25 protein-coding genes are annotated in these 25849 nt (G+C 41.7%); 19 read left to right on the plus strand and 6 right to left on the minus strand.

Translation table 11 applies throughout. The features are described from left to right. Window positions 1–5: 5 nt before the first annotated feature. The 5 genes from tuf (at window position 6) to ACTB1O_RS09080 (ending at window position 5253) form a co-directional block, all read left to right on the plus strand. Window positions 6–1283, plus strand: coding sequence for a translation elongation factor EF-1 subunit alpha (tuf, locus tag ACTB1O_RS09060; protein WP_462994844.1), 1278 nt, complete (start codon window positions 6–8; stop codon window positions 1281–1283). Window positions 1284–1315: 32 nt separating this feature from the next. Next, complete coding sequence (gene rpsJ / locus ACTB1O_RS09065) at window positions 1316–1624, plus strand: 30S ribosomal protein S10 (RefSeq protein ID WP_462994812.1); 309 nt, start codon at window positions 1316–1318, stop codon at window positions 1622–1624. 14 nt (window positions 1625–1638) lie between these two features. Further along, entirely contained in the window at window positions 1639–3309 is a 1671-nt protein-coding gene (locus tag ACTB1O_RS09070) for a flippase activity-associated protein Agl23 (RefSeq protein WP_462994813.1), read from the plus strand. A 256-nt stretch (window positions 3310–3565) separates the two neighbouring features. Then, a complete protein-coding gene (locus ACTB1O_RS09075) occupies window positions 3566–4420 on the plus strand; it encodes a polymer-forming cytoskeletal protein (RefSeq protein WP_462994814.1) in 855 nt (284 codons plus the stop codon). Beyond that, entirely contained in the window at window positions 4417–5253 is an 837-nt protein-coding gene (locus ACTB1O_RS09080; RefSeq protein ID WP_462994815.1) for a hypothetical protein, read from the plus strand. Before ACTB1O_RS09075 ends, ACTB1O_RS09080 begins: the two co-directional genes overlap by 4 nt. Here the strand turns inward: ACTB1O_RS09080 and ACTB1O_RS09085 are convergent. Beyond that, entirely contained in the window at window positions 5235–8357 is a 3123-nt protein-coding gene (locus ACTB1O_RS09085; RefSeq protein WP_462994816.1) for a HEAT repeat domain-containing protein, read from the minus strand. The genes ACTB1O_RS09080 and ACTB1O_RS09085 overlap by 19 nt on opposite strands. A gap of 190 nt (window positions 8358–8547) precedes the next feature. Between ACTB1O_RS09085 and ACTB1O_RS09090 the strand changes: the two genes are divergently transcribed. Next, window positions 8548–11130, plus strand: coding sequence for a U32 family peptidase (locus tag ACTB1O_RS09090; RefSeq protein WP_462994817.1), 2583 nt, complete (start codon window positions 8548–8550; stop codon window positions 11128–11130). Between the two features lie 9 nt (window positions 11131–11139). Here the strand turns inward: ACTB1O_RS09090 and fdhD are convergent, their stop codons facing one another. Next, entirely contained in the window at window positions 11140–11871 is a 732-nt protein-coding gene (gene fdhD / locus ACTB1O_RS09095) for a formate dehydrogenase accessory sulfurtransferase FdhD (RefSeq protein WP_462994818.1), read from the minus strand. A gap of 61 nt (window positions 11872–11932) precedes the next feature. Further along, complete coding sequence (locus ACTB1O_RS09100) at window positions 11933–12232, minus strand: DUF1894 domain-containing protein (RefSeq protein ID WP_462994819.1); 300 nt, start codon at window positions 12230–12232, stop codon at window positions 11933–11935. A 235-nt stretch (window positions 12233–12467) separates the two neighbouring features. Here ACTB1O_RS09100 and ACTB1O_RS09105 point away from each other — a divergent pair, with 235 nt between their 5' ends. The 5 genes from ACTB1O_RS09105 to ACTB1O_RS09125 all read left to right on the plus strand — a co-directional run bounded on the left by ACTB1O_RS09105 (window position 12468) and on the right by ACTB1O_RS09125 (window position 18062). Further along, a complete protein-coding gene (locus tag ACTB1O_RS09105; protein ID WP_462994820.1) occupies window positions 12468–13616 on the plus strand; it encodes an LL-diaminopimelate aminotransferase in 1149 nt (382 codons plus the stop codon). Continuing rightward, a complete protein-coding gene (gene lysA / locus ACTB1O_RS09110) occupies window positions 13616–14911 on the plus strand; it encodes a diaminopimelate decarboxylase (protein ID WP_462994821.1) in 1296 nt (431 codons plus the stop codon). The genes ACTB1O_RS09105 and lysA overlap by 1 nt, the downstream gene beginning before the upstream one ends. Before the next feature lie 14 nt (window positions 14912–14925). Continuing rightward, window positions 14926–16230 carry a hypothetical protein gene (locus ACTB1O_RS09115; protein ID WP_462994822.1) on the plus strand — a complete coding sequence of 435 codons (1305 nt, stop codon included), beginning with the start codon at window positions 14926–14928 and terminating at the stop codon, window positions 16228–16230. Between the two features lie 126 nt (window positions 16231–16356). Beyond that, window positions 16357–17331 (plus strand): DNA repair and recombination protein RadA, encoded by a 975-nt coding sequence (gene radA / locus ACTB1O_RS09120; protein ID WP_462994823.1) that lies wholly within the window; start codon window positions 16357–16359, stop codon window positions 17329–17331. Between the two features lie 17 nt (window positions 17332–17348). Then, window positions 17349–18062 carry a phosphoglycolate phosphatase gene (locus tag ACTB1O_RS09125; RefSeq protein ID WP_462994824.1) on the plus strand — a complete coding sequence of 238 codons (714 nt, stop codon included), beginning with the start codon at window positions 17349–17351 and terminating at the stop codon, window positions 18060–18062. Here the strand turns inward: ACTB1O_RS09125 and ACTB1O_RS09130 are convergent. Then, window positions 18051–18302, minus strand: a complete 252-nt coding sequence (locus ACTB1O_RS09130; protein ID WP_462994825.1) for a PRC-barrel domain-containing protein — start codon at window positions 18300–18302, stop codon at window positions 18051–18053. The genes ACTB1O_RS09125 and ACTB1O_RS09130 overlap by 12 nt on opposite strands. 131 nt (window positions 18303–18433) lie before the next feature. Then, window positions 18434–19312 carry a CBS domain-containing protein gene (locus ACTB1O_RS09135; protein ID WP_462994826.1) on the minus strand — a complete coding sequence of 293 codons (879 nt, stop codon included), beginning with the start codon at window positions 19310–19312 and terminating at the stop codon, window positions 18434–18436. A 45-nt stretch (window positions 19313–19357) separates the two neighbouring features. On the opposite strand from ACTB1O_RS09135, the gene ACTB1O_RS09140 reads away from it, so the two are divergent. After that, window positions 19358–20335, plus strand: coding sequence for an NOG1 family protein (locus ACTB1O_RS09140; RefSeq protein WP_462994827.1), 978 nt, complete (start codon window positions 19358–19360; stop codon window positions 20333–20335). Here ACTB1O_RS09140 and ACTB1O_RS09145 read toward each other — a convergent pair. Continuing rightward, a complete protein-coding gene (locus ACTB1O_RS09145) occupies window positions 20268–21182 on the minus strand; it encodes a presenilin family intramembrane aspartyl protease PSH (protein ID WP_462994828.1) in 915 nt (304 codons plus the stop codon). The two genes, ACTB1O_RS09140 and ACTB1O_RS09145, sit on opposite strands and share 68 nt — an antisense overlap. A gap of 168 nt (window positions 21183–21350) precedes the next feature. Here ACTB1O_RS09145 and ACTB1O_RS09150 point away from each other — a divergent pair, with 168 nt between their 5' ends. From ACTB1O_RS09150 to ACTB1O_RS09180, 7 genes are all read left to right on the plus strand, one after another. Continuing rightward, a complete protein-coding gene (locus tag ACTB1O_RS09150) occupies window positions 21351–21665 on the plus strand; it encodes a hypothetical protein (protein ID WP_462994829.1) in 315 nt (104 codons plus the stop codon). Between the two features lie 57 nt (window positions 21666–21722). Next, the gene (fen, locus tag ACTB1O_RS09155; protein ID WP_462994830.1) at window positions 21723–22724 is read left to right on the plus strand and encodes a flap endonuclease-1; all 1002 of its coding nucleotides are present in this window, start codon (window positions 21723–21725) and stop codon (window positions 22722–22724) included. A gap of 82 nt (window positions 22725–22806) precedes the next feature. Beyond that, the gene (cofG, locus tag ACTB1O_RS09160) at window positions 22807–23793 is read left to right on the plus strand and encodes a 7,8-didemethyl-8-hydroxy-5-deazariboflavin synthase subunit CofG (protein WP_462994831.1); all 987 of its coding nucleotides are present in this window, start codon (window positions 22807–22809) and stop codon (window positions 23791–23793) included. A 31-nt stretch (window positions 23794–23824) separates the two neighbouring features. Then, entirely contained in the window at window positions 23825–24550 is a 726-nt protein-coding gene (gene purC / locus ACTB1O_RS09165; RefSeq protein WP_462994832.1) for a phosphoribosylaminoimidazolesuccinocarboxamide synthase, read from the plus strand. Beyond that, window positions 24547–24795: a phosphoribosylformylglycinamidine synthase subunit PurS gene (gene purS, locus ACTB1O_RS09170; protein WP_462994833.1), complete on the plus strand. Its 249-nt coding sequence runs from the start codon at window positions 24547–24549 to the stop codon at window positions 24793–24795. The genes purC and purS overlap by 4 nt, the downstream gene beginning before the upstream one ends. Continuing rightward, a complete protein-coding gene (gene purQ, locus ACTB1O_RS09175; RefSeq protein WP_462994834.1) occupies window positions 24792–25487 on the plus strand; it encodes a phosphoribosylformylglycinamidine synthase I in 696 nt (231 codons plus the stop codon). The genes purS and purQ overlap by 4 nt, the downstream gene beginning before the upstream one ends. A gap of 47 nt (window positions 25488–25534) precedes the next feature. After that, window positions 25535–25831: a ferredoxin-thioredoxin reductase catalytic domain-containing protein gene (locus ACTB1O_RS09180; protein WP_462994835.1), complete on the plus strand. Its 297-nt coding sequence runs from the start codon at window positions 25535–25537 to the stop codon at window positions 25829–25831. The last annotated feature ends 18 nt before the right edge of the window (window positions 25832–25849 follow it).

Below are 25849 nucleotides of genomic sequence, written 5' to 3' on the forward strand. Positions count from 1 at the left end.
TGATTATGGCATCTGACAAGCCACACATGAATCTGGCCGTGGTCGGTCACATTGACCACGGGAAATCCACAACAGTTGGACGTTTACTGTTTGAGACCGGTGCTGTGCCTGCGCACATCATTGAGAATTTCCGTAAGGAAGCAGAATCAAAAGGAAAGGGTTCCTTTGAGTTTGCATGGGTTATGGACAACCTGAAAGAGGAGCGCGAGCGTGGAATCACAATCGATATCGCTCACAAGAGGTTTGACACAGATAAGTTCTACTTTACAATTGTAGACTGCCCCGGACACCGTGACTTCGTCAAAAACATGATCACCGGCGCATCACAGGCAGACGCGGCACTTCTTATTGTTGCAGCACCTGACGGAGCAATGGAGCAGACAAAGGAGCACGTTTTCCTTTCAAAGACACTTGGTATCAACCAGCTCATTGTTGGTATCAACAAGATGGATGCATCCAAATACGAAGAGAAGCGCTACAATGAAGTTGTTGAGCAGATCTCTGATCTCGTCAAGATGGTCGGATTCAACCCTGCAGACATTTCATTCATCCCTATGTCATCCTTTAAGGGCGACAACATTGCGGCAAAATCCGAGAACACACCGTGGTACAAAGGACCTACTCTTCTTGAAGCACTCAATGCACTCAAAGCAATTGAACTTCCAACAGCACTTCCGCTCCGTATTCCTATCCAGGACGTATACTCAATCTCCGGTATCGGCACAGTGCCTGTCGGACGTGTTGAGACAGGTATCATAAAGAAGGGACAGAAAGTCTCATTCATGCCTGCAAACAAGGAAGGAGAAGTAAAGTCAATTGAGATGCACCACGAAGAGCACGATCAGGCACTTCCTGGCGACAACATTGGTTTCAACGTCCGTGGTATCGGCAAGAACGATATCCGCCGTGGAGATGTTCTCGGCCCTGCAGAAGCACCACCTTCAGTTGCAGAAGAATTCACAGCACAGATTGTAATTCTCCAGCACCCGAGTGCAGTCACAGTCGGATATACACCTGTATTCCACTGCCACACATCACAGGTAGCATGCACATTCGTTGAACTTCTCAAGAAGCTTGATCCACGCACAGGACAGGTCAAGGAAGAGAACCCGACATTCTTAAAGGCAGGAGATGCCGCAATTGTCAAGTTCCGCCCTGTCCAGCCTATGGTCATTGAGAACTTCAAGGACATTCCACAGCTTGGAAGGTTTGCAATCCGTGATATGGGTTCAACCATTGCAGCAGGAATGTGCATCAGCATTGAACAGAAACAGATGAGATAATTATCTGAACAATATTTTTTTGGAGACCAAAAATGCAAAAAGCCCGAATTCGACTTTCCGGAACAGATTTCGCGAAAGTAGAGATGGTCTGTGACCGTATCAGAGAGATCGCAGAACGTACAGGTGTAAACCTCTCAGGACCTGTGCCACTTCCGACCAAGAGACTCATCGTTCCTATACGCAAGAGTCCTGACGGAGAAGGTACCGCAACATGGGACCGCTGGCAGATGCGTGTACACAAGAGACTAATTGATCTCGATGCAGACGAACGTGCACTCAGACAGCTGATGCGCATTCAGGTCCCAAAGGACATCGGCATTGAGATAGTTCTCGAAAACTAAAAAGGAGGCGGCAGTTGAGAGCCGCAAATTTATCCTCTCAATTTGGAAAATTTTTCACAATCGAGAGGACGCTGATTTTAATATTTTTAACCGGGCTTTTGCTCCGTTTTGTCTTTTTAGATCTTAAACTTCTGCATCATGATGAATCCATACATTCATGGTTTGCACTTCGTCTTTTAACGGAAGGGATTTACTCTTATGATCCTGTGTATCACGGGCCGTTTTTATACTATGCAACAGCAGGAATTTTCGGAATTTTGGGAACAGATGATCTAATCACAAGAATTCTGCCCGCAGCCCTGGGTTCTGTTCTGGTTCTTTTGGTATATCCCATATACAGGCTTGGATATCTAAACAAAAACCAGACGATAATAGCTGCAGTTTTTCTTGCCGTTTCACCCGATCTTGTATACTTCTCAAGATTTCTCCGAAATGACATATTCATAATCTTTTTCACGCTTGTAATTCTGGTAGCACTTCTGTACTATATTGAAAAAAAAGAGTTGAAATATGCAGTTTTGGGAGCTGTTGCCGCAGGTCTTGCAATGTCATGCAAGGAGAATATGCCGATTGTGCTCCTGATATTCGGAATATATATTCTCTATCTTGTATACAGTGATAAATTCATACTTCCGGATAAATGGCAGAGGGATCTGATAGTATCCTTGATCATAATAACAGGAATTATGACTGCCTTTTATTCATCATTCGGGATGCATCCTGAGATTTTGTATGAAGGCCTCATTAAGGCGATTGAGCACTGGACTTCAATGCACGGGCAGCAGAGGCTTGGAGGGCCGTTTTATTTCTATATAATCCTGTTCCTCTTATATGAACTGCCAATTCTGATTCTGGCGGTTGCAGGGGTCATCGGCTTTTTTAAGTACAGGAGAGGGGAAGATGAAAAATCCTTAGTTTCATCTGAAGAAAATCCGGAAAATATACCGGTGGAAGCATATGAACCTGAATTTATAACATCAAAAATTAAAAATACAGTTAAATTTGATAAAAACCGGGAATTCACCAGATTCTGTATATTCTGGATGGCAGTTTCCCTTGCAGTCTATGGATATCTCGGAGAGAAGGTGCCATGGTTAATTCTTCACCAGCTTGTTCCGATGATCTTTGTTGCGGTATATGACATTCAAAGATGGAAGATATGGTTATCAGCCGCAGGCGTTGTGTTTTTGATAATAATGACAATGCATGTGGCATTTACACCTGCAGATATAAGCGAACCTATTGTTCAGGTACAGAATTCCGAGGATCTCCGGACAGTCATGAGTTTTGTGGATTCGGCAGACCGTGTTGTGATATCAGATGAGGTCAGGTGGCCGTTTGTATGGTATTATATGGAGGATTATCCTGCAAAAGTATCCTATTATGCAGATGGATATAATCCCGATAACGGCCCTGAAGACTATGATCTCCTGATCCTTCATGACGGTGAGAAAATAGATGAAATTTCCGGATATACCAAATATACATTTAAAAAGAGCTACTGGGTGGATGTATATGGTCTTGTTCAGTCTTCAAGGCAGAAAGCAGATATCTTTGATGCAGGTTACAGGGGTGTGGTTATTGACGACATAAAGAGGCTGATTTCGTATTATTTCACCCGTGATACAGGTATTGGAAGCATCAATATTGATGTATTTGTAAAGAAGAACTCTTCTGTCAGATAACCGTTATCTAATTTTTTTAAATTATGAATTGCACATGCAACTTTTTTGATGTCTGCCTGTGTTCTTTATTTTATTGATTATCAAAAGATCTTTTTCTCTCTGTTCTGATTAAAAACAATCATTACCTTTTGATATAAAACGTAAATGAAACTAATATTCATGCAGGGTCTGACTGGAAATCAAATTCAGGTTTCTATAGGAAATCATGTGGTAATTCATATTAAAATATAAAGTTATTTCAGGCGGTTTTTATTTTATGGATAAGGGAAAAGGAGACTGGCTGTGGCAGTGCGCAATTCCTGAAGGCACGGAACTGCAGGAGCACATCTTAAAGACAGACCGGATCATCATAGTAGGCGACAGATGCAGGATAGATTACGGATTGTCCGGTGATGAGGTGATGGTAAGTGAATTCTGCCAGATTAAGGGCAATATTCATGCAGGGGGCGACTTACGATTAGATAACTGGTCAGAGGTAACAGGGGATGTAACAACAGACGGTGATGCATTCCTTGGTGAGGGAGTAAAAATAAACGGCCGTCTCGTGGTTCTGGGGGATCTTGATCTTGGGGACAATGTCCAGATAGATGGCGGATTTGAAGCCAAGGGATGGATATCAATACGAAATCCGATGCCCGTCATTGCATATATCATGCTTTATCTGATTACAATATTAGGTCTTGAAAAAGAGGAGGACATCAATAATTTCTTTAAAAAACTCTTCTCGGATGATGATGACGATGATGAAGAGAAACCTCTGCCTCTTATAATTCCGCCAAACTCTACTTTAAACATGGATATGTTCTCAGTTCCTGGCAAAATGAAAATCGGTCCCGACTGTCGTCTTCACGGGAATATACGTGCACAATCAGCAGTTATTGAGAAGAACAATACAATATTTGGCAGTCTCGGGGTTGAAAAGGATATAAAAATATGTGAGGGTACGATTCTTCACGGCTCTGTTAATTCCACCTCCGGAGATATTGAAATTGAGCGCAATGTTCACATTCTTGGTGACGTAAAGTGCCATAGTCTCTCACTCAATGAGGAATCAAGACTGGACGGGACGATCAAAGCGCCTGGTGGTGTTAAAATTGAGAGGGATAAATGAAACCGGCTGATATTTTTGAGATTGAAGATTTTGTCTGTATAGAGCCTACACTAATGGGCCATACAGAAGAGGGCTATACAGAAATGGCTGTCTCAATGGAGTCTGATGAAGGCAGACTTCTTGTGGATGAAAATGAAGAGCCGATGGCGGTGGCCTTTCATGACGGAGAAGGATGGCTCATATCCTCATTTTTATACCGGCCTTTTTCCATAGGTATCCTTGAAAAATTTGAGGGATGTGCCGGCGGAATATACCAGGAGAAAAGAGACGCATACATCCGTTCAATAAGAGAATATTACTGCAATGAAATGGTGGCAGAATTTCCCAGTGTAATTGAGGATAACCGGCCGGGAAGGTATGAGATGATAGAGAGCCTTTTAAGTGATCTCATATCTGATAAAGGTGGCAAAACTGCGGTGGATTTCTGCTGTGGTTCAGGCGTTGCGACATCTGTACTTTCCTCAATGGGATATGAAACTCTTTCATTTGATTACGATGCAGGGCTTTTGTCTCTGGGTATTCAGCAAAAGAGGCTTATTCCTGAGATGACTATGTGTCTGGATGCAGCGGATGCATCGCTCTTTTGTGAACCTGCTGATCTTGGCATAGGTCTTATGCTTGGAGATATAACAAATTTCAATTCTGAGATGTGGGAGGATATTGTGCATGAACTGTTCTCTCTCTCAAAAATATCTGTAATATCTGTTGCTACCGAACATGAAATAGAAAAGGTGGCACAGTGGTGCCGGGATGCAGGAAGAGAACCCAGAATAATTCAGAATGACAGAGACCCGATATATGATGCATGGGTCTGTTATTCGGAAGCGGAATAATCCAATTCGTTTATTTTTCTGAGAATACTCATTGTAAATGTTCTTTCTGTGGGGTCACGGGTATTTGAAACAATTTTTTCAAGTACAGGTATTGCCGGGCTGCCTGTTTTTAAAATAGCCATTTCAGCCTTTTTCCTGACCATCGGTGATTTATCACAGAGTGCTTGTGAAAGGGAAATTATGGCTTCTTCACTGCCTATCTTTGCAAGTACATTTATGGCATTGAGCCTTGTATCAATATCATCGTCAGTTATTACTTTTGAAAGGGGGCCTATTGCAGGATTTCCTATTTTTTCAAGCTCATTCCACTCTTTTTTCCCAATCAGGTAATATATGGTGCTCGTCTCTTTTTCAGGAACCCAGTTTAGCTCATTAAGTGCCTGTGCAATTCTCTCTCTGGGAGATGAGTGGTCTCCTGAAATTAATGCTGATTTGAGTGCTTCTATTCCCTCATTACCACATTTTCCGAGTGCTTCTGTGGCAATCTGCCATATTTGTGGGTCTTCATCCCTGTAAGCATCGATAAGGGTTTTTATTGCTTTTTTATTTCCAATATATCCCAGAGATCTTATTGCCGCTCTCCTGAGTGTTTTATTATCCTCATTTGCAGTGTAAATTAAAGCATCAACAGATCTGCTGTCTCCAAGAAATCCTAAGGATTCCGTGGCAATTGTTCTGACTATTGTGTCGGGTTCGTGATATAATGCATAACAGAGAGCATCTATTGTAATTTCATCGGGAATTTTACCCAGGTTTTGTGCAGCTATCAGTTTTAAGCCGGGAGTGCCTGTTTTAAGGATTTTTATTAATTCATCTATAGCCCTGTCGCCGAGACCTGTAAGAATTTCTGCAACAAAATTCTGATATGCCGGATTTTCGTGATTTAAAGATTTTATTAGGGGCGCTATCATCTCGTCACCTATTAAAAATACCTTCTCGGCTGCTTTCATCCTGACTGTGTTATCATCACTTTTCAGATCTGAAATTATCCTTTTTTGTTCCTCTGAAATTCCCATGCTGGTTCTTTTCTGCTTATTTTTAATCCTTAAACTATTTTCTGGTTTTACTTTGTTCTGCGGTTGCAGTTCTCTCAATGCTGCAGCCGCATCATCTCTTACTTCCTTATTTTCATCCGATTCAAAGACAGCAATGACTTTTTTTGCCCTGAGTTCATTGATACCTGAAAGTGTGGCGATTATGCCTTTTTTTTCCATAAATGTTCCCTGAATCAGAATTCTCTGGGATTCATCAATAAGGGAGTTGAAAATGTTTTTGCTCAGAAATTTCAATGCTCTAATTGCACAATTACGTACATCAGAATCTGAGTCATTTAGCATTCTGACAGAAAGTGATATTGACTGTGGATCATTTATTAAGCTGACTGCTCGCAGAGCGGATATTCTGACTAATTTTTCAGGTTCTAAATAGGTTTTATGGAGCAGAGGGAGTGCAACAGCGCCAAATTTGCCTACTGTACATGATGCCTCTTTTCTGATAGTCTTATTTTTATCCGGGAATAATTTAATAAGATCCGGAAGCGATTGGGGCTCTTTTATCATTCCAAGTGACTGTATTGCTTTAATGCGAAGATCAATGTCTTTTGTTTTTGTTAACTTTACAAGAGGGGGTGCGGCCTGTTTTGCCTGCAAATCACCAAGTGATTCTGTTGCCGCAATTCTGACTCTCTTTTTCTTGTCTGAAAGAAGAGCAATAATACACTCTATTCCCGGATCACCAGCACTTTTTAAGCTTTCCACGGCAGTTTCCCTGACAATTTCACTCTCATCTGAGAGTGCCTTTGAAAATCTTAAAGTCCTTTTTTTGTCAAGACCGCTTTTTTGCATCAGTTCACGCCAGAATTCTTCACTTTTGGAATCTCTGAGTGACATGGCCTCCTTATGGTGCCTTATCTCCTCTTCAACCTCTTCATCAGGAGTCTTTTTGCTTTTATACGCTTTTGGCTTTCCCGCTTCAGAATTTTTCTTTTTGATAAGGGCGGCAGCTTTTGAGGCAGCAATTTTTAACTCTTGATCCTCACTTTTCAGTGCCTCATTAATTGCAGTATATCCAATATTCCCCATTGCACGGAGAATCTCTGTTGATTTCAGGCTAACATTGGAATTTTTGTCTTTAAGTGATTCTATAAGGACAGGTGCCGCAACTTCTTTCATCTGAAGAAGATCTCCCCATTTTTCCTGTATTAACAGATATCTGGCCTTATCCTCGCTTTCATCCGGTCTCCAGTTAATTCTGTCCAGAGCCCAGGCAGCTTCCCTGCGTACATCAAAATCGGGATCTTTTAGCTTTTTAACAAGATAAGGCTGGAGGCGGTTATCTCCGGTCTCCCCAACTGCTTCAACTGCCTTTTGTCTTATATTTTTATCATTGTCATCAAGAAGATTTATCAGAATGAAGAGGGCTTCATCCTCGTTTATTCTTGGAAGAATGCCGGTAATTTTTAATTTTTTTGCCTTATCTTTTGTGTTTATCTCTCTTTTTAAAACAGGTAATACAACTGTTCCAAGTTTTACAACAGAATCGTAATCGCCGTTGACGATATAAAATAAAGCCTGGTATTCACGTTTTTTAGGTATCCATCCGATATTTTCCAGAGATATTACTGCCTGTGTTCTGACTTCCTCATTTTTATCATCAAGTGCGGTTATTAAGAGTTCTTTAATCTCAGTACCTGGTCTGGTAAAGTATCCAAGAGACATGACTGCCCCCCTTCTGGCCCTGAAATTTTCATCGGATAGTAATTCTTTAAGCTGTTTTAAAGCATCTTTTCCGTTATAGCCAATTGCACGTGCTGCTCCGTCACGGACTCTTTCTTTTCCTGTTGTAACAAGTCTCAGCAGAGTAGGGAGTGCTGCCTCCCCATATGTTCCAAGAATTTCTGCTGCGCCCGTTCTAATCATTGTATTATCTGAGTCCAGTGATTTTAAGAGGATTAAAATAGCGGGTTTTCCTATTTTTTTAAGACGTATTGCAGCATTTTTACGGACTTTACAGTCATTATTCCCCAAAGAGAGGATTAGCTCTCTGAGTTCTTCTGAAAAATCGCCCTCATCTTTTTCACCGTCTTTTTGATCGAACAGGGCCATTAAATTTTTTTCTCCAAAAGATTTCTCTATATATATTTAGAACATATTTCTCTATACAATTTTTGATATTTCTGTCTGGAGATCACAGTTAAATAATTGTCACTTAAATGAACTAAAAAGAAAAAAGCACAAAAAATGCCGTCAGGTGTTTGACTCAAGATAATAAAACTCTTAAATTTCGGTATATTCTATGACAAATAATAAAATCCCGGAACTTTTAGCTCCTGCAGGTTCAGTCGAGGCACTTTATGCAGCAGTTTCAGCTGGTGCTGATGCGGTATATCTAAGCGGAAGAAAATATGGTGCACGGAGACTTGCGAAAAATTTTGATGATGAAGGATTGAAATGGGCAATATATTACTGCCATACACGCGGCGTTAAGGTTTATGTCACGCTAAATACCTTAATAGCAGACAATGAAATGGAAGATGCATTAGATGAGATGCTTTTTTACTATATTCTGGGTGTCGATGCTGTGCTGGTTCAGGATTTAGGTCTTATTAAGGCAGTATCGGAATGTATTCCTGATCTTTGTCTTCATGCCTCTACCCAGATGACTATAAACAGCACTCCCGGTCTTGTGAAGGCATGCAAAATGAATCTTAAACGGGTTGTTCTTGCACGTGAACTTTCTGCTGCTGAAATACAGAGAATCTATAATTCTTCAGAAGAATGCAGATCCGAAATGGAGATATTTGCTCACGGGGCGCTCTGCTACTGTTACTCGGGACAATGTATCTTTTCATCCTTAGTAGGGGGGAGAAGCGGCAACAGAGGAATGTGTGCCCAGCCCTGCAGAAAAAAATACACGCTGTTATCCGGAAATAAAGATAATTATGGCAGAATCCAGTCCGCTGTCCCTGTTGAATCAAAGGGATCTTATCTCCTCTCTCCGCGTGATTTATGCACTTATGACAATCTGGAAAAGATATCCGGACTTGGTGTAAAGTCTTTAAAAATTGAAGGGAGGATGAAATCTGCCGATTATGTTGCAATCGTTGTATCTGTCTATAGAAATGCCTTAAATGCCATTAAAAACGGTGCCTGGAGTTCCTCTGAGGATGAAAAGAGCAAACTTGTTTTTGCATTCAACAGGCTTTTTACAGGTGGTTACGTTGGAGGCGAGTGCGATCAGCAGCTGATGTCTCAGGACAGACCTGATAACCGGGGTATGTTCCTTGGAGATATTGTATCCTGTGACAGCAGTTCTAAAAACACTTACCTAAAGATCAGAGGCTCTATTGTCCCTGAATTAGGCGACGGTCTTTCTGTCAGAATGAAGGGAAAGGATAAGGATGACGGCTTTAAACTGCGTCCGCCCTTTTCTGTCAGAGGTGGCTTTTTTCACTTCCAATCACCATATCCGCTTGAAAAAGGTGATCTGGTCTATATAACAAGAAGACAGTCGGTATCCTCTCTGGCATCAGAGATTGCAGGCAGAAACGGCGGGGTTTTTGAAAAGATTCCTGTTGATGTCTCATTATCTTTTGAAGGTGCAACTCCGGTTTTAAAAGGTTCCCTGACTGTTTTTGGCCACAGGTTTAATATCGATTATAAAGCGAATTTTGAGATGGCAAAGGCTGAAAAAAGGCCAGTAATGATATCTGATTTTGAGAAGATATTTGGGAAAACCGGAGGTACCCAGTATTCCCTCTCAACGTTCTCAGCAGATTACGCTGAGGATCTCTTTGCACCTGTCAGTCTTTTAAATGAATTAAGAAGGGATTTTTTCTCTGAGATTGAGGAAAAGACGGGAGAATATAATCTTCCTTTATCAGGAGATGTAAAAGAAGCTGAGAAAAAAGCATCAGCTTTACTCTCCGGGTTCAGGAGATCTGATCAGAGGTTTAAGAAAAATACCGGCATTTCATTCTATGGTGACAGTACAGAATCAATAAAAGGTGCAGTGGATGCAGGGTGCAGAAGAATCTACTTTGAACCTGATGTTAATATAAACGGGTCAAATCCTGAAAATGTTCTTTCTGAACAGATCAGATCTGCTTTGGATATCTGTAAGGAATCAGGCGCATCTCTGATCTGGAAACTCCCGCGTATCACAAATGACAGCTACCTTGATTTTGTGGTTTCAGTTATTGATGAGATATCTGTTCTTGGTATATCAGGAGTTATGACCGAAAGCTTAGGTGCGGCATATGCAGTCCGGAAAAAGGCACCTGAGATCAGAATTTACGGATCTTCAGGACTTAATATATTCAACTCTCTGGCAGTCTCAGAAGTATCTGATTTATTCTCAGGTGTTACACTTTCGCAGGAACTGACAGGTGCCCAGGTAAGAGATTTACTTGAGAGAATTCCGTCAGAGAATGATACGGAAACAGATTATATTGTGCATGGATCAGCGGAGCTGATGGTCTCTGAAAATAATCTTGTCAGAACATCGGCAGTTAACAGACAGCCTAAAGACGGAATCTCTTCTGAAGGTATTTCATATGCAATATGCGATGAAAAAGAGCATACATTCCCGATTTTTACCGACCTGCAGGGCAGAACACATATCTACAATTCTGCTGAAACCTGCCTTGTCGACTCTCTCTTTGAAATTTTGGAAACCGGACCGGATTATCTTGCAATTGACGGCCGAAGAAGGGGTGGTGAATATGCATCTCTGGTTGTTAAAGCATATTTTGATGCAAAAAATGTTGTTTCATCCGGCGGTATGGAGATGCACTGGGAGACTGAAAGGATTAAAAAGAAGCTTCAGAAGATATCATTCGGCGGCATTACGGAAGGGCATTACAGACGGGGCATTTAAAAAAAAGTATCAGGGAGATTTTATTCCTGTCACTCTCCATGGGTGGGAATAAATTGTATATCTCTCCCCCCTTGCAAAGCATATCAGTGTAATTCCTGACTCTTCAGCAATTTTTATTCCGCTGACTGTGGATGCTGCCTTTGAGATAATTACAGGTATGCCTGCATTTGCACACTTTTTAACCATCCCGTAAGGTTGTCTTCCTGTACATCCGATATAGCATTCCTGTCTGTCTATATTATTTAAGGCGGCAAAACCTATTGCCTTATCAAGTGTATTGTGCCGTCCCACATCAGACATTTTTGTTATGACACTTTCGTTTCTGAAAAGAACAGAACAGTGAACTCCGCCTGTTCTTTTCCAGACATCTGTAACAATCTCCTCTGTGGCCCGGATAATATCCCTGGAATCTATTTTTATTTCTGATGAGACCTTCTTTGGACGGATGGAATATCCAAATCCTCCGGCAGAGCAGATCTCTTTTCCGGAAAATTTTGGATCTTCTGCATAAACATAGATATCTGTACCGTCAGTCTTTACTGATGAGATTATATCTGAGATCCCTTCCGATATGACATATCCTGCTCCAAGTTCATTTAATTCAGAAAGGCTTGCTACCTGGACGGATACCGGTTTGTTATTGACATATATCGTAACTTTACCTTCAAGTGCCACGGGATCATCTATGTATTCCACACAGTTTCCTTTGATTTTTAATGCCCTGATATCTTCTAAAAACATATTAAAACAGTTCCTTTTCTGATTGATTCTGATTATTTCCTTTAAGCTGATTCTGACATATTCAGTTCAATATGAGTTTTCCTTCCTCTCTTATTTTTGAAAAATCCTCATCTGTTCCTTTTACCTTCATTAAGTATGTGGTGAAGCATGGTTTTTTGAAATAGAAGATTATCTCCTGTTTTTTTAATTTGAGTCCAACGTAGAGAGGAGGGTTTCCCAGAATTGTAATGCCCTTTATTGTAAAACCTTCAGGCATCTCATACATCTCTGAGGTATTATTTTTGATATATTCCACGGCATCTTCCGGCGAAATTTCCTCCTGTATGATATCAGGCCGCAATTTGTTTACACATCTGTTCAAAATCAACGCCTCTTTTTTATTCCTCTCTTTTATTTGCGGATTATTTCATAAATTAAAAGCCGCCGGTCTTTATCTTTAATTATATTCACTTATTTCTGGATATATATATTTTTATTAGCTAATGTGAGTTTTTTTTTTGAAAGATGAGATGATTATATGATATAGCTTACAAATCTGTGAAAAACCTGGTGGTGAAGAGCGATATTATTAGATATCAGGTCAAAAAGTATGGATAATGTATGCGAAACGTCTGGATAATCTTCCACCCTATCTGTTTGCCCAGATAGATGCATTAAAGGCACAGAAAAGAGCGGAGGGCGTTGATGTGATTGATTTTGGTGTCGGCGACCCTGATCTTGCCACACCAAAACATATCGTGGATTCTCTTTGCGAAGCGGCACGTGACTCTTCAACCCACCACTACCCTGATTATACAGGAATGATTGAGTACCGTGAGGCTGTCTGTGAATGGTATAAAAACAGATTTAATGTAACTCTTGATGCAAAAACAGAGGTTCTGGCGCTTATCGGCTCAAAAGAGGGTATTGCACATGTTCCCGAGGCATTTGTAAACCCCGGCGATTATGTGCTTGCAACCGATCCCGGATATCCTGTGTATAAGACCTCAACTCTCTTTGCTGAAGGAAAACTGCATGAAATGCCTTTGACTGAGGACAATGATTTTCTCCCGGTTTTTGATGATATCCCTGGCGATGTTCTCAAAAAAGCAAAACTGCTGTTTTTTGGATATCCAAACAATCCGACTGCGGCAACAGCGCCCCTCTCATTCTTTGAAGAGGTTGTTGAATTTGCAAAAGAGAACAATATTGTTGCTGTTCATGACAATGCCTACTCCGAGATAACATTCGACGGATATAAAGCGCCTTCATTTATGCAGGTTGACGGTGCAAAGGAAGTCGGAATGGAGATGCACTCCCTCTCAAAGACCTATAATATGACAGGATGGCGTATCGGTATGGCAGTTGGAGGAGAAAAGCCGATTGCAGGCCTCGGGCGTGTTAAGACAAATGTCGATTCCGGAGCATTTGATGCAATTCAGAGAGCTGCGATTACAGCACTCACATCATCCCAGCAGTGTGTTGCAGACGCCTGTGGGGTTTATCAGGAAAGACGTGATATTCTTGTATCAGGACTTCGCAGTCTCGGGTTTGATGTAAACTCTCCAAAGGCTACATTTTATGTCTGGTTAAAAGTGGATGACAGCATGAATTTTGTACAGAAAATGCTAAATGAGGCAGGAATTGTTGTCACACCCGGCGTGGGATTCGGCAAAAACGGAGACGGATATGTGAGATTTGCAATCACCCGTGATGCTGAAAGAATAAAAGAGGCAATTGAGCGTATGAGGGGGCTTGAATTCTGATGAAATTACCTGAGCATCTGACTGTAAGAGAAGGACACCTGTATATAGGGAAGCACGACTGCAATGTGCTTGCCGAAGAGTACGGGACACCTTTGTTTGTAACAGACGAAGAGAGACTAAGGAATAACTTCACAAGATATGATGAGGCTTTAAAGCAGCACTATTCTGATGTTCAGATGCTTTATGCCGCAAAGGCAAACGGGAATCTGACAATTATGAAGATATTCGCACAGCTTGGTGCAGGTGCGGATGTATTCTCCTCAGGAGAGCTTCACATGGCGCTTCTTGCCGGAATCCCTCCTGAAAAACTTCTCTTCAACGGAAGTTCAAAGACAAAGGATGATCTGCGTCTTGCTGTTGAAAAGGATGTAAAGGTGTCTCTTGATTCCTTTGACGAATTAAGGCAGTTAAACGAGATCGCAGGGGAAGCGGGAAAGATTGTCGAAGTATCATTCCGGATAAACCCGGCAATAGAAGTGCCTACACATCCTAAAATTGCAACCGGCCTTGCAACAAGCAAGTTTGGAATTCCTGCAGATCAGATTAAGGATGCATACCGTGCTGCAATGGAATGCGAGAATGTTGTGCCTGTCGGCATGCACTGCCACATAGGCTCACAGATTCTTGATGTTGTGCCTTTTGCAAAGGCGGCAGAGGTACTTGTGAAAGTCGCCGGTGAGGTGACAGACCTTGGTGTTCGTCTCGCATTTATTGACATTGGCGGAGGTCTCGGGATACCATACAATCATACAACCGAGACTGCACCCACACCTGAAGAGTATGCGGATGCGGTAATGCCTGTTTTCTTAAAAGGCATAAGCAAACTTGGAATAAAGCCACAGTTGTGGGTTGAGCCCGGAAGAAATCTTGTCGGGGATACAACAGTTCTTTTAACAAAAGTGAATTCAGTAAAAACAGCACATAAAAAATTTGTCAATGTCGATGCGGGATTTAACCTTCTCCTGCGCCCTGCAATGTATGATTCATATCATGAGGTAATTGTTGCCAACAGGGCAGAAGATGAACCTGAGGGCGAATACACTGTGACAGGGCCTATCTGTGAAACAGGTGACATCATTGCACCTGACAGAAAACTCCCCGGAGTTGTGGATGGGGATATTATTGCAATTTTAGACGCCGGTGCATACGGCTATTCAATGGCATCACAGTACAACTGCCGTCCGCGATGTCCTGAGGTTATGGTATTTGATGACAGATCAGGTCTGATGCGCAGGGGCGAGTCAGTAATTGACATCTTAAATACGATGAAGAAACTCCCCTGGCATGAAAAATAAAGGCAGGTAAAAGATTGAGGGCATATTACGCACTCGTAGATGATATCCTGAAATGGGATGAGTTTGAAGAGGCAGTATATGCAATAAATCCTGATTCTGATGATGATGAGTCAGAAAAATCTGCGGCAGCAGAGGTTGTGCGAAGACACGGACGTCTGCATCCAAAAATATCAAAGCTAAACCCCAAACCAACACTAAACTCTTTTTTCTGTAAGGTTATTGAGAAAGAACCACTAAAAGATTTCATCCGGTCTGATAAGAGTCCCGGTCTGCTAAGACGTATTCTCGCAGGCGATGATACCGGAGAGGTGGTTTTGGTATTCTGGGACGAAAGAGCATATGCTGCAGAAGAGATAAATCCCGGAGATATCCTTGAGGTTGCGGTAAGGTTCAAAAATATCTCAAATGTAAATGTCGTTGATCTCAGGAGAGCTGATGCAGAGGTCTGTCTTCGTGAAAGGGGAATTAAGACATTAAAACCGTGCTCCTTAAAGGCTCTTATTCTCAAAATTGGTGAAACGACTGAATACAGAAGAAAAAATGACACTCCTGCTTTTAAAACAACTCTTTTTGTATATGAGGCGGGGGGATTTGCGAGGATTATTGTCTGGGATCAAAATAAAATTAAAGATATATCCGCCGGGATGACTGTGAATATATCAGGGGCTGTACCCAGACCGTCATTATTTAAGGAATATTCAACCGGAGATGATTCATCCTTTGAATTATCGGATGAAGTGATAAGTCCCTGTTTTAAAAAGATTTCAGAAGTAAACCCTGGTGATTTTTGCAGCATCAGTGTGGTTTTTGATGAAATAGAACCTGTTTCGGGATATTTACGTGATGACGGGACTATCCTGTGGCTCAGAAAAGGAATTTTGTCTGATGATACCGGCAAAATACCTTTTGTCCTGTGGGGCGGCCATGCAAAAGAACCGCATTTTGATGGAGATATTGTAACATTCTACAATTGTCAGGTAAAAACGTCTGCTTATGGGGGTATCTCCTGGGGTCTGGAGATTCATGCGGGGTACAACACATGCATTGTGTCTCCGGATGAAAAGGCAGAAGGTGATGGCGTATATTTTAGTGCAGAGGGGATTGTAACAGAGCTTCCTGACGGAATCTTCCTTGTTAATGATAATTCTAAATTTTTATTAAAAGGCGGGACTTTCAGGCCGGGTGAGGAGATTGAAGTTTGCGGAAAGAAGTCAGGGCATATTATCTGCGTGGAATCCTCATCTGCTGTTCTTTATGATTATCAGCCTTTAAATGAAAGGCTGGATTCATTAAAGGAGAAATTTTCAGAGGAAAAATGACCTTTTCCTGATGTGAAATAATCTTATTTTTCTATTGAATATACACTTTCACTACACGCGGTATGCTACTATATAAGAAAAATTCCAACAGAATTGTAATAATGTTCTTTTGAGGTGTAAGAAAAAATGTCAGAACATGAGATTGAAGATCTGCCCGGTGTCGGGCCAACAACAGCTGATAAACTTCGCGATGCAGGATACTGCACTGTAGAGGGTATTGCAACCGCAGGCTCCGCAGACCTTGCTGAGGCTGCCGAAATTGGAGAGGGAACCGCTAAAAAGATGATAAAGGAAGCCCGTAAGATGGCTGACATCGGCGGGTTCAGAACAGGTACTGTTGTTTTGGAGGAGAGAAAGAACGTAAAAAAACTCAGTACACTTGTTCCTGAGTTTGATGAACTTATGGGCGGCGGACTTGAGACAATGTCCATTATTGAGTTCTACGGTGAATTTGGCTCGGGGAAAAGTCAGATTTCCCATCAGATGGCAGTAAATTCACAGCTTCCTGTTGAGTATGGCGGGCTTAACGGCTCTGTGGTCTATGTCGATACTGAAAATACCTTCAGACCTGAGAGAATTCGTCAGATGGTCGAAGGTCTCGAGCTTGATATGGAGATTCCGCCTGTTGAGGAATTTCTGGAGCACATTCATGTCGCAGAGGCATTCACATCAGATCACCAGATGCTTTTAATTGACAGTATACGCGAACTTGCATCCGAACTTAAGGAGACTGATAAACCTGTACGCCTGATTGTCATAGATTCTCTTATGGCACATTTCCGGGCCGAGTATGCCGGAAGGGGCACTCTTTCCGCACGTCAGCAGAAACTTAACAAATACATGTATGATCTTGCAAAACTTGCAAAAGAGTACAATTCGGTAGTAATTGTGACAAATCAGGTTCAGTCAAATCCCGCTGTGTTCTTTGGTGACCCGACAAAGCCCACCGGAGGGAACATTGTAGGCCACGCTTCCAAATTCCGTGTATATTTAAGAAAGAGCAAAGGCGGAAAGAGGGTGGCAAAACTTGTCGACAGTCCGGACCAGCCTGAAGGTGAAGCAGCCTTTGTTGTTGAAATGGCAGGTCTTAAATCTATATGATTTAACATAAAATATAGATGAACAAATCCCCCTATTTTTTACCGCGTGCACTTATCTGTGACATTGACGGAACAATTACAGATAAAGACCGGAGAATTAATCTGGATTCGATATCGGTCATAAGGACTCTTTTAGATAATAAAATCCCTGTAGTTCTTGCAAGCGGAAATACAGTATGCTCACTGACAATTCTTTGTAAGATGATTGGAACAGACGGGACAATAATATCTGAAAACGGGGGCGTATACAGAATAAAATATGCCGGTGAGCAGAAGCTGTGCGGAGATATAACCGCCTGCCGTATTGCGTATGAAAGGCTAAAGGATTACTATTTTAAAAAGGGAATTGAACTTGAGCTTTACAGTCCGGAATACCGCTTTGCAGACATTGCATTTGCACATAATGTCAGCCCGAAAGAGGTGGCGGATGTTGTGGCAGACCTTCCTGTAAAAATTCTGGACTCGGGATTTGCAATACATATCCAGTCTGAAGGCGTAAACAAGGGAACAACTTTTTTAAAGGTCGCAGAGGAGTTACAAATTCCTGCCTGCGATTTTCTGGCGGTTGGGGACTCTTCCAATGATATTGAGATGATAAGGCAGGCAGGAATAGGTGTTGCAGTTGCGGGAGGCCAGAAAGGGGCTGCTGAAGCTGCGGATTATGTCAGCACAAAAAAGTATGGTGATGGTTTTTCAGAAAGTGTGAGAAAATATTTTCCTTTACTGTTTTGAAAGATAGCGGTCAACGACAATATAATCCCTGATATCCCTTACAGCTTCAAAAGGAATAAAAAGACGATCGCCGTCCACTGCGTACCCGGAACAGTCAAAACCTGCTTCAGGTTTTACTACCAGACTGTCGACCTGTCCTGAATCCAGATCTACCATTATGTTTCTTATTGTGCCGATGACCATTCCGTCTGTACTCATTACCTGTTTTTTAGAGAGACTTCGGGAGAAAGTATTCTTCATATTTAAAAATAAGTGTAGATTATACTATTTAAATGATTTGAAAATTCGCCAGAATCTGATGTGGATTTCCAATAGGGGATATAATAAATCTTTAATTTTGATGTCAGGTTATGAAAGGAGTTTAATTCCTTTCAAATGGCGGGAAACACCTTAATAACATCCGACTGCGTCACAATCCCCACAGGAGTGTCATCCTCCATTATAATCACCCGTCCGATATTCTGCTCCTTAAAGCGCCCGATAACCTCATAGAGATTCACTTTCGGGGAGACCATTACGACATCGGTTGTCATGTATTTTTCAACAGTTCCGTTTAGGGAATTTTCTTTGTCTATTCCTCTTGCAACATCACTCAGTGTAATAATTCCGACCATACGGTCTTTGTCCATAACAGGCACTCCGTGAATTTTCTTTTTGCTGAAAAGACGTATAGCGTCTTTGAATGTATCCCCTTTTTCCAGTGTGAATACAGGTGAGCTCATGTAGTATCTTATCTGCTTCTTTGGAAGGGAGATTATCTCGGAGATTGTGATAAGAAGTGACTGTGAAACCTCATCTTTTCCGTAGATTTCACCTTTTACAAGAAGTCTGTTGACAGGAGACGGCCCAATTGTTACCTCATCGCCTATGTCAAATGACTTTACGCTTCCTATGAGTTTTATCACCGCATGGCAAAGATCCGGGTGGCAAAGGGTAGTAAAATCTATCTCTGCGACATTGACACTTGTTAAATGTTCCCCGTTTCTCTGAATAGGGACTGTGTATTCCTTGTCATAGTCAGTGAGGTTGAGCTCTTTATATGCCGCGGATGTGGGCGTATACCCGCCTTTTGGTCCCGGAACGCCTTCAACAAGTTCGAGAGCTTTTAATGCCTGCATCTGGTTTCTGACAGTTCCCGGGTTTCTTTTCAGGACTTCCGCAATTCCCTCACCTTTGATTGCGGATGACTTCTGGTGGTAGAGGGTGATCAATGTAATTAAAATATCCTTCTGGATGAGGGACAATTCCATAAGGATAATTCATTATGTTATACATATATACTATTCGGGTTTCTTGTGGAATTTGAAAATATACCAACTATTCCGACCGCCGATGAGATACTTGACCGGTCGTTGAGACGCGCAGCAGCGTTAAAAAAAGAGAAGAGTAATAAAGATCGCGCCAATGAGGAATTCATCAGGGCGATATACAGTTCTGTATATGACAAACTGATGGACTCCGTTCAGAGGTATCCGAGTTTTGACCAGCTTTCGCCGTTTTATATTGATATTACAAATCTGCTCTTTAGTGTGGATAAGATACGTAAGTCACTCGGTGCACTTCAGTGGGCAGCGGAAACGTCCCGAAAGGTGGGCACAGAATATGCACGTAGCATGAGAGGGTCTGAGGATACAAATGCTCTTAGAAAGCAGGCTACGGCCAGAATTGCATCCATAGTTCACCAGGTGGACAAGGATTTAAAGTACTTAAACACAGTTCGAAATGTCTTAAGAAAGCTTCCTGATGTAAGTGAGGAGGAGTTTACAGTCGTTGTTTCAGGTTATCCCAATGTGGGAAAATCCTCATTCATAAATCTCATATCCTCTGCGACATCCGAGGTTGCGGGGTATGCATTTACAACCAAAGGAATTTTAGTGGGCCACCATGAGGTGGGGCGCGACAGAATTCAGGTTGTTGATACTCCCGGTATACTTGACAGACCTGTGGAGGAGAGAAATGTTATCGAATGTCAGGCCATTTCAGCAATAACAAATGTTGCCGACATGATCCTTTTCATGATTGATGCGAGCGAGGCATGCGGATACTCTCTTGAATCCCAGATGCAGCTGATGGAAAATATTAAAAATGCGACACGGGGTGTTCCTTTTGAAGTTGTCGTAAATAAATCAGATATGAAAAAACTCCCCGGATATCTGAATATGTCAACAACATCTGAAGAAGGGGTGGATGAGGTTGTCTTAATGCTCAGAAAATATTTAGAAGCCAGCCCCAAGAACCTGATAGCGCGCAACCAGCTAGAAATCCCAGAATAGTTCCGCCGTTTAATGTCGGCAGACCCGCCTGCGGGTTTCCCTTTACTACAAAATACAAAAGAAGAGAAAGGCCTGCAAGAGAACCGATGATTGCCGTTAATGTAGGCAGACTGATTCCAACAGGAAGAAGTGGTGCATCAAGATAGACATAGGATGAGACCACAAGAATGGAAGGCATGATTAGATCCCCCATTCCCATCATAAATGCCCCTCTTTCACTCTTATCTTTTTTAAGTGAAATTCCTTCTTTTATGTAGGAATATTTCATGTTCTTTGGAATTACAACCAGAATCGGGGCTTTTGTTTCTATCACTCCGTCCGCAAGGGCCAGCATGTGTTTTGTTTTGTATACTGATATTGCATCATACACAGCAAGTAGTGCAAGAAGGATGATAACCGGGAATATTTCAAAAGATATTCCGAATATTGATGCCGAGCCTGCGCATATCAAAATTCCCAAAACATCAATTACATACCATTCGGGATATTTGTAGAGCAGGACCGTCGCTCCGACAGACAGTAGCAGTGCAAGTACGGATGCGGCTATTGTATCTCCAGTCAGTTTTCCCAGCACTGCTGCAAAGATATATACAAAAACAAGGAAGATTGAACCTCCGATTATCCAGCTGATCAGTTTTTTCCCTTTGATTTTTATCAGAACAAGCATTGCCGCTGTAAATGCCAGAAGAATTGCTATAAAGTATATTGTATTCTCTAACGCCTTTGGATCTTCAAAAGCGGAATATCCTGCCTCGTTCATCACAGGTGAGAGAAGTATTGCAAGAATCTGGACGATTACAAGCATTACTCCCATTGCAATAAAGGGCATAAGTTCATTGATTTTCATAAGTTCTCCTCAGGCAGAAAAAAACTGCCACTTAATCTTATTTTAGGTGTCTTTTTTGATTCATATAAATATACGATGTATAAAAGGAGAGAAAAGGGTGTATATTCTGTGTATTAGTGCTGTAAGTATATAGTTAGATTAATAAGGAGTCTGTATGCATCTAAAAGTATGGATGATTCCGACAATACAAAAGACATAATCCTTGCAGTTATTCTTGTCATATCCACTCTTGCAATGGTGGTGAGGCTGTGGCAGGACTGGATAGTTGCTGTTTCTACCGGTCTTATGATGATATCCCTTGCCGGTCTTATACTCTCCTTATGCAAGAAGATAAAGAACCTTGAAAAAAGCATTATCTCCCGGGAGAGGACGATGAGAATTAATCTTGAAGAAGTCTCAAAAAAAGTCAATCAAAGATGCGATTCAATGTCAGAAGATGTTGATAATGTGATAGATTCACTTTCACGCCGTGTTTACAGATGAAAGGAACTTTTAAATCATAATACCTATTTTTTTGGGCAATACCGGTAGTTGATACTTATGGGAGTCGCTTTTAGGGATATTTTAACAGACTACAAAACCCCCGTCAACTGGGATGAGCTTTCGGGAAACTCGGCAGTTGACGGCAATAATGCACTTTACCAGTTTTTAACGACAATAAGACAGCCTGACGGAACACCTTTAATGGACAGTCAGGGGAGGGTAACTTCGCATATTTCGGGGCTGTTTTTCAGGGTGTCCAATTTTCTTGAAAACGGGATGCGTCCTGTTTTTATATTCGACGGAAAGCCTCCGGAATTTAAATCTGATACTATTCAGGCCAGAAGGGATATAAAAAAGAAGGCTGAGGAGGCATACAAAGATGCGGTTATTGTCGGCGATACGAAAGAGGCATTTCGTCAGGCCCGAACGGCTACAAGGGTGGACTCCGGGATAATTGAAAGCTCAAAGGAGCTGCTTTCACTTATGGGAATACCGTTTCTGGACGCACCAAGCGAAGGTGAGGCGCAGGCAGCTGTTATGGCTGCGAGGGGGGATGTAAAATATTCTGTATCACAGGATTATGATTCACTTTTATTCGGTGCGCCAAAGCTTGTCAGAAACATGACAGTGAGCCGTAAAAGAAAGGTTCGGGGAAGAACAATAACTGTCAGTCCTGAAAAGATAATTCTGTCAGAAGTTCTCGCAGGTCTTGGAGTAACACGCGAAAATCTGATTGAGATGGGAATTCTTATTGGCACAGACTTTAATGAGGGTATTCGCGGGGTTGGTGCAAAGACGGCTCTTAAAATTGTATCCTCCGGACGTTTTGAGGAGTATCTCTCTGAGAAGATGCCGGAATTTGACCCTTTGCCTGTAAAGAAGTTTTTCTTAGAGCCGCCGTATACATCTGAATATGACTTAAAATGGAATCCTGTGGATACAGACGGCATTCTTGAATTTTTATGCGGGAAATATGAGTTTTCAAGAGGGAGAATAGAACCTTCAATTGAAAAAATAAACAGGGGACTGGGACAGAAAACTCTTGAACAGTGGTTTTAAATCCCTGAATTTTACATTTAAAAACATCTGTTTTTTATTATTTTCCGATTGGTTGAATACGACTAAAAGACAAATTACTCTTATGCAAAGCAGTGATTTAACATATTCACGCAATGTTTTTCTGCCGCTTACAGATGTATGCCATAACCGCTGTGCATACTGCACTTTCAAAGAGCCTGTAAGAGACGGGTGTATTATGAAAGAAAAGGATGTCATAAACACTCTTGTAAAAGGGGCAGCTTTCGGGTGCACGGAAGCTCTTTTTACTTTTGGCGAAAGGCCTGAACTTGAGCCGGGATTTTTGAAACAGATCAGAAAAACCGGATATGACACTGTTCTTGATTACTGCTTTTCTATGTCTCAAAAAGCAATTGATGCCGGACTTCTGCCGCATACAAATGCAGGTATTCTGGACTATAATGAGCTTGAATGGCTAAAAGAGGTCAATGCAAGTATGGGCCTTATGCTTGAGACAACAAAGGATATTCCTGCACATAAAAACAGTCCCGGAAAAAAGCCGGAGGTCAGAATCAGTATGATGGAGGATGCAGGAAAGCTGCATATCCCTTTCACAACAGGACTTCTGCTCGGAATCGGAGAGGATATGTCTGATCGGGAGGAGTCTTTGGAGGTAATAGACGGTCTTCACAGGAGGTATGGCCACATTCAGGAGATAATAATCCAAAACTTCTGTCCAAAGCCCGGTACGGCAATGGAGAAGTGGCCTGTGCCGTCCACTGAGGAGATCTGTGATACAATAAAACTTGCAGGGGAGATTCTCTCTGATGACATCAGCATTCAGATACCTCCCAACCTTACTGATGCCTCTGTTTTAATCGACTGCGGCGTTGATGATCTCGGCGGCGTATCTCCGGTTACGATAGATTATGTAAATCCTGAACACCCGTGGCCTGCATTCGATGAATTAAAGTTACTGGCCGGTAAAAGAGCATTAAAAGAGAGGCTTTGCATATACCAGAAGTACATTGACAAAGGATGGTACCCCCCGGGACTGTCCAAACTTATTGAGAGACTAAACAAAGATATTCACAATAGAAGTGACAAATAATAAACTACTATTTCGGGGTTGTGACAAAACTATGGAATTAGGAGAACTCCTATACGAAGGAAAGGCAAAATCCATCTATAAATCAGGGAATGAAAAAGAACTCATATCTCTGTTCAGGGATGATATGACAGCTTTTAACGGCGAAAAAAAGGATCAGTTTTCAGGCAAGGGTGTCTGTAATGCGACAGTATCTGCTTTTTTCTTTGATTACCTTGAGAAAAATGGTGTTAAGACGCATTTTTTGAGAATGCTTGATGAGCGCACAATGGTTGTCAAAAAACTTCAGATGATTCCCCTTGAAGTAATCGCGCGCAATGTTGTTGCAGGTTCCATTGCTAAGAAGCTGCCTTTTAAAGAAGGTCAGATATTAAATCCGCCTGTAATTGTAACTGACTACAAGAATGATGAGAAGGGAGATCCGTCTGTAAACGACGATTTAATTGTGGCACTGGGCTTTCTGACACCTGAAGAGTTAAGGGAAGTTAAAGAGATTACACTAAAAATAAACAAACTTCTCTATGATTTCTTTGACGGACTTGGTCTCATATTTGTGGACTTTAAGATCGAGTTTGGAAAATGCGGCGGTGAAATAATCCTTGGAGACGAGATAAGTATGGACTCAATGCGTCTTTGGGATAAGGAGACTAAAGAGTCGTTTGACAAGGATGTGTACCGCTTTAGCAGGGGCGATGTTATGAGCGCTTACGAAAAAGTTGTAGATAAGATTGAGAACTGGAAAAAGGAGCACCTGAAATGAAATTCGATGTTAAAATTACAATAAGTTTAAAGAGCGGTATGTTAGATCCTGAAGCACGTGCAATTGAGCATGCACTTTCAAATCTTGGATTTGAGACTGAGCATTTAAGCACAGCAAGAGTCTTTGATGTCGGGCTTTCTGCATCTGATGTGTCAGAAGCAGCCAAAAAAGCAGAGGAGATGTGTGAGAGGCTTTTGGCAAATCCGGTCATCCACAGCTATTCTGTTGAGGTAAAAGAAGTATGAGATTTGCTGTTCTTCAGTTTGGAGGAAGCAATTGCGACCGCGACGCAGTCCATGTCCTTTCTGATGTATGCGGTGTTGATACAGATCTTGTATGGTACAAAGACGGTCTGAAGCGGGATTATGACGGAATAATTCTTCCGGGCGGTTTTTCATACGGGGATTATCTTCGCGCCGGCGCAATTGCAACAAGAACACCTGTGATGAAGGACGTAATCCGGCATGCCGATAAGGGAGGTCTTGTGCTTGGTATATGCAACGGTGCGCAGATCGGTGCCGAGGCAGGGCTTGTACCGGGAGTTTTTACAATTAATGAGTATCCCAAGTTTATCTGTGATCAGGTATACCTGAGGGTTGAAAATAATACATCTCCGTTTACATCTCTCTACAGGAAAGGAGAAGTTGTGAAGATACCGATTGCCCATAAGGAGGGCAGGTATGTCGCAGACCCTGATGTTCTAAAGAAGCTCGAGGATGAAAACCGGATTGCATTCAGGTTCTGCAATGAAAAAGGAGAAGTAACTCTTAAATCAAATCCGAATGGCACTGCAAATAATATAACAGGCATTTTAGGAAAAGACGACAATGTTCTTGTTATGATGCCGCATCCGGAAAGGGCAGCAGAGGATGTTTTAGGTTCATCGGATGGAAAGAAAGTTTTTGATTCAATGATAAAATACCTTGAATCAAAGTAAACGGCAAAAAAAGGCAAAATAGCAACTGGAAAAAATAGAGGTTTAATATGACTGTTGATGAAAAGACTGCGGAGAAGATGGATGAGCTTTCAGATGATATCCGGAGATGGGCAGAGAAGTATGCCAAAGATAACGGATGGGAAGTGAATAATGTGGAGAAGCAGTTTGATGCTGTAATACGTGGTCTTGCCAGAAACACGCTGAAGTTTGGAGAGCAGTACTGTCCATGCAGAATCCGTTCAGGAGATGAGGAAAAAGACAAAGAGATCATCTGTCCGTGTATCTATCATAAAGATGAGATAGAAAAAGACGGCAACTGCTACTGCCGGTTCTTTTTTAAATAATATATTCCGGAAGTATTT

Source organism: Methanomicrobium sp. (genome assembly GCF_055145805.1).

What these genes read in the sequence shown, in the direction of transcription:
- purC (WP_462994832.1), top strand. Translation starts at nt 23,825, where the DNA reads ATGGAATTAGGAGAACTCCTATACGAAGGAAAGGCAAAATCCATCTAT.
- ACTB1O_RS09075 (WP_462994814.1), top strand. Translation starts at nt 3,566, where the DNA reads ATGGATAAGGGAAAAGGAGACTGGCTGTGGCAGTGCGCAATTCCTGAA.
- ACTB1O_RS09085 (WP_462994816.1), bottom strand. Translation starts at nt 8,357, where the DNA reads ATGGCCCTGTTCGATCAAAAAGACGGTGAAAAAGATGAGGGCGATTTT.
- ACTB1O_RS09125 (WP_462994824.1), top strand. Translation starts at nt 17,349, where the DNA reads ATGAACAAATCCCCCTATTTTTTACCGCGTGCACTTATCTGTGACATT.
- ACTB1O_RS09180 (WP_462994835.1), top strand. Translation starts at nt 25,535, where the DNA reads ATGACTGTTGATGAAAAGACTGCGGAGAAGATGGATGAGCTTTCAGAT.
- radA (WP_462994823.1), top strand. Translation starts at nt 16,357, where the DNA reads ATGTCAGAACATGAGATTGAAGATCTGCCCGGTGTCGGGCCAACAACA.
- ACTB1O_RS09135 (WP_462994826.1), bottom strand. Translation starts at nt 19,312, where the DNA reads ATGGAATTGTCCCTCATCCAGAAGGATATTTTAATTACATTGATCACC.
- ACTB1O_RS09090 (WP_462994817.1), top strand. Translation starts at nt 8,548, where the DNA reads ATGACAAATAATAAAATCCCGGAACTTTTAGCTCCTGCAGGTTCAGTC.
- tuf (WP_462994844.1), top strand. Translation starts at nt 6, where the DNA reads ATGGCATCTGACAAGCCACACATGAATCTGGCCGTGGTCGGTCACATT.
- purQ (WP_462994834.1), top strand. Translation starts at nt 24,792, where the DNA reads ATGAGATTTGCTGTTCTTCAGTTTGGAGGAAGCAATTGCGACCGCGAC.
- cofG (WP_462994831.1), top strand. Translation starts at nt 22,807, where the DNA reads ATGCAAAGCAGTGATTTAACATATTCACGCAATGTTTTTCTGCCGCTT.
- fen (WP_462994830.1), top strand. Translation starts at nt 21,723, where the DNA reads ATGGGAGTCGCTTTTAGGGATATTTTAACAGACTACAAAACCCCCGTC.
- ACTB1O_RS09080 (WP_462994815.1), top strand. Translation starts at nt 4,417, where the DNA reads ATGAAACCGGCTGATATTTTTGAGATTGAAGATTTTGTCTGTATAGAG.
- ACTB1O_RS09105 (WP_462994820.1), top strand. Translation starts at nt 12,468, where the DNA reads ATGTATGCGAAACGTCTGGATAATCTTCCACCCTATCTGTTTGCCCAG.
- purS (WP_462994833.1), top strand. Translation starts at nt 24,547, where the DNA reads ATGAAATTCGATGTTAAAATTACAATAAGTTTAAAGAGCGGTATGTTA.
- fdhD (WP_462994818.1), bottom strand. Translation starts at nt 11,871, where the DNA reads ATGTTTTTAGAAGATATCAGGGCATTAAAAATCAAAGGAAACTGTGTG.
- lysA (WP_462994821.1), top strand. Translation starts at nt 13,616, where the DNA reads ATGAAATTACCTGAGCATCTGACTGTAAGAGAAGGACACCTGTATATA.
- rpsJ (WP_462994812.1), top strand. Translation starts at nt 1,316, where the DNA reads ATGCAAAAAGCCCGAATTCGACTTTCCGGAACAGATTTCGCGAAAGTA.
- ACTB1O_RS09145 (WP_462994828.1), bottom strand. Translation starts at nt 21,182, where the DNA reads ATGAAAATCAATGAACTTATGCCCTTTATTGCAATGGGAGTAATGCTT.
- ACTB1O_RS09150 (WP_462994829.1), top strand. Translation starts at nt 21,351, where the DNA reads ATGGATGATTCCGACAATACAAAAGACATAATCCTTGCAGTTATTCTT.
- ACTB1O_RS09130 (WP_462994825.1), bottom strand. Translation starts at nt 18,302, where the DNA reads ATGAAGAATACTTTCTCCCGAAGTCTCTCTAAAAAACAGGTAATGAGT.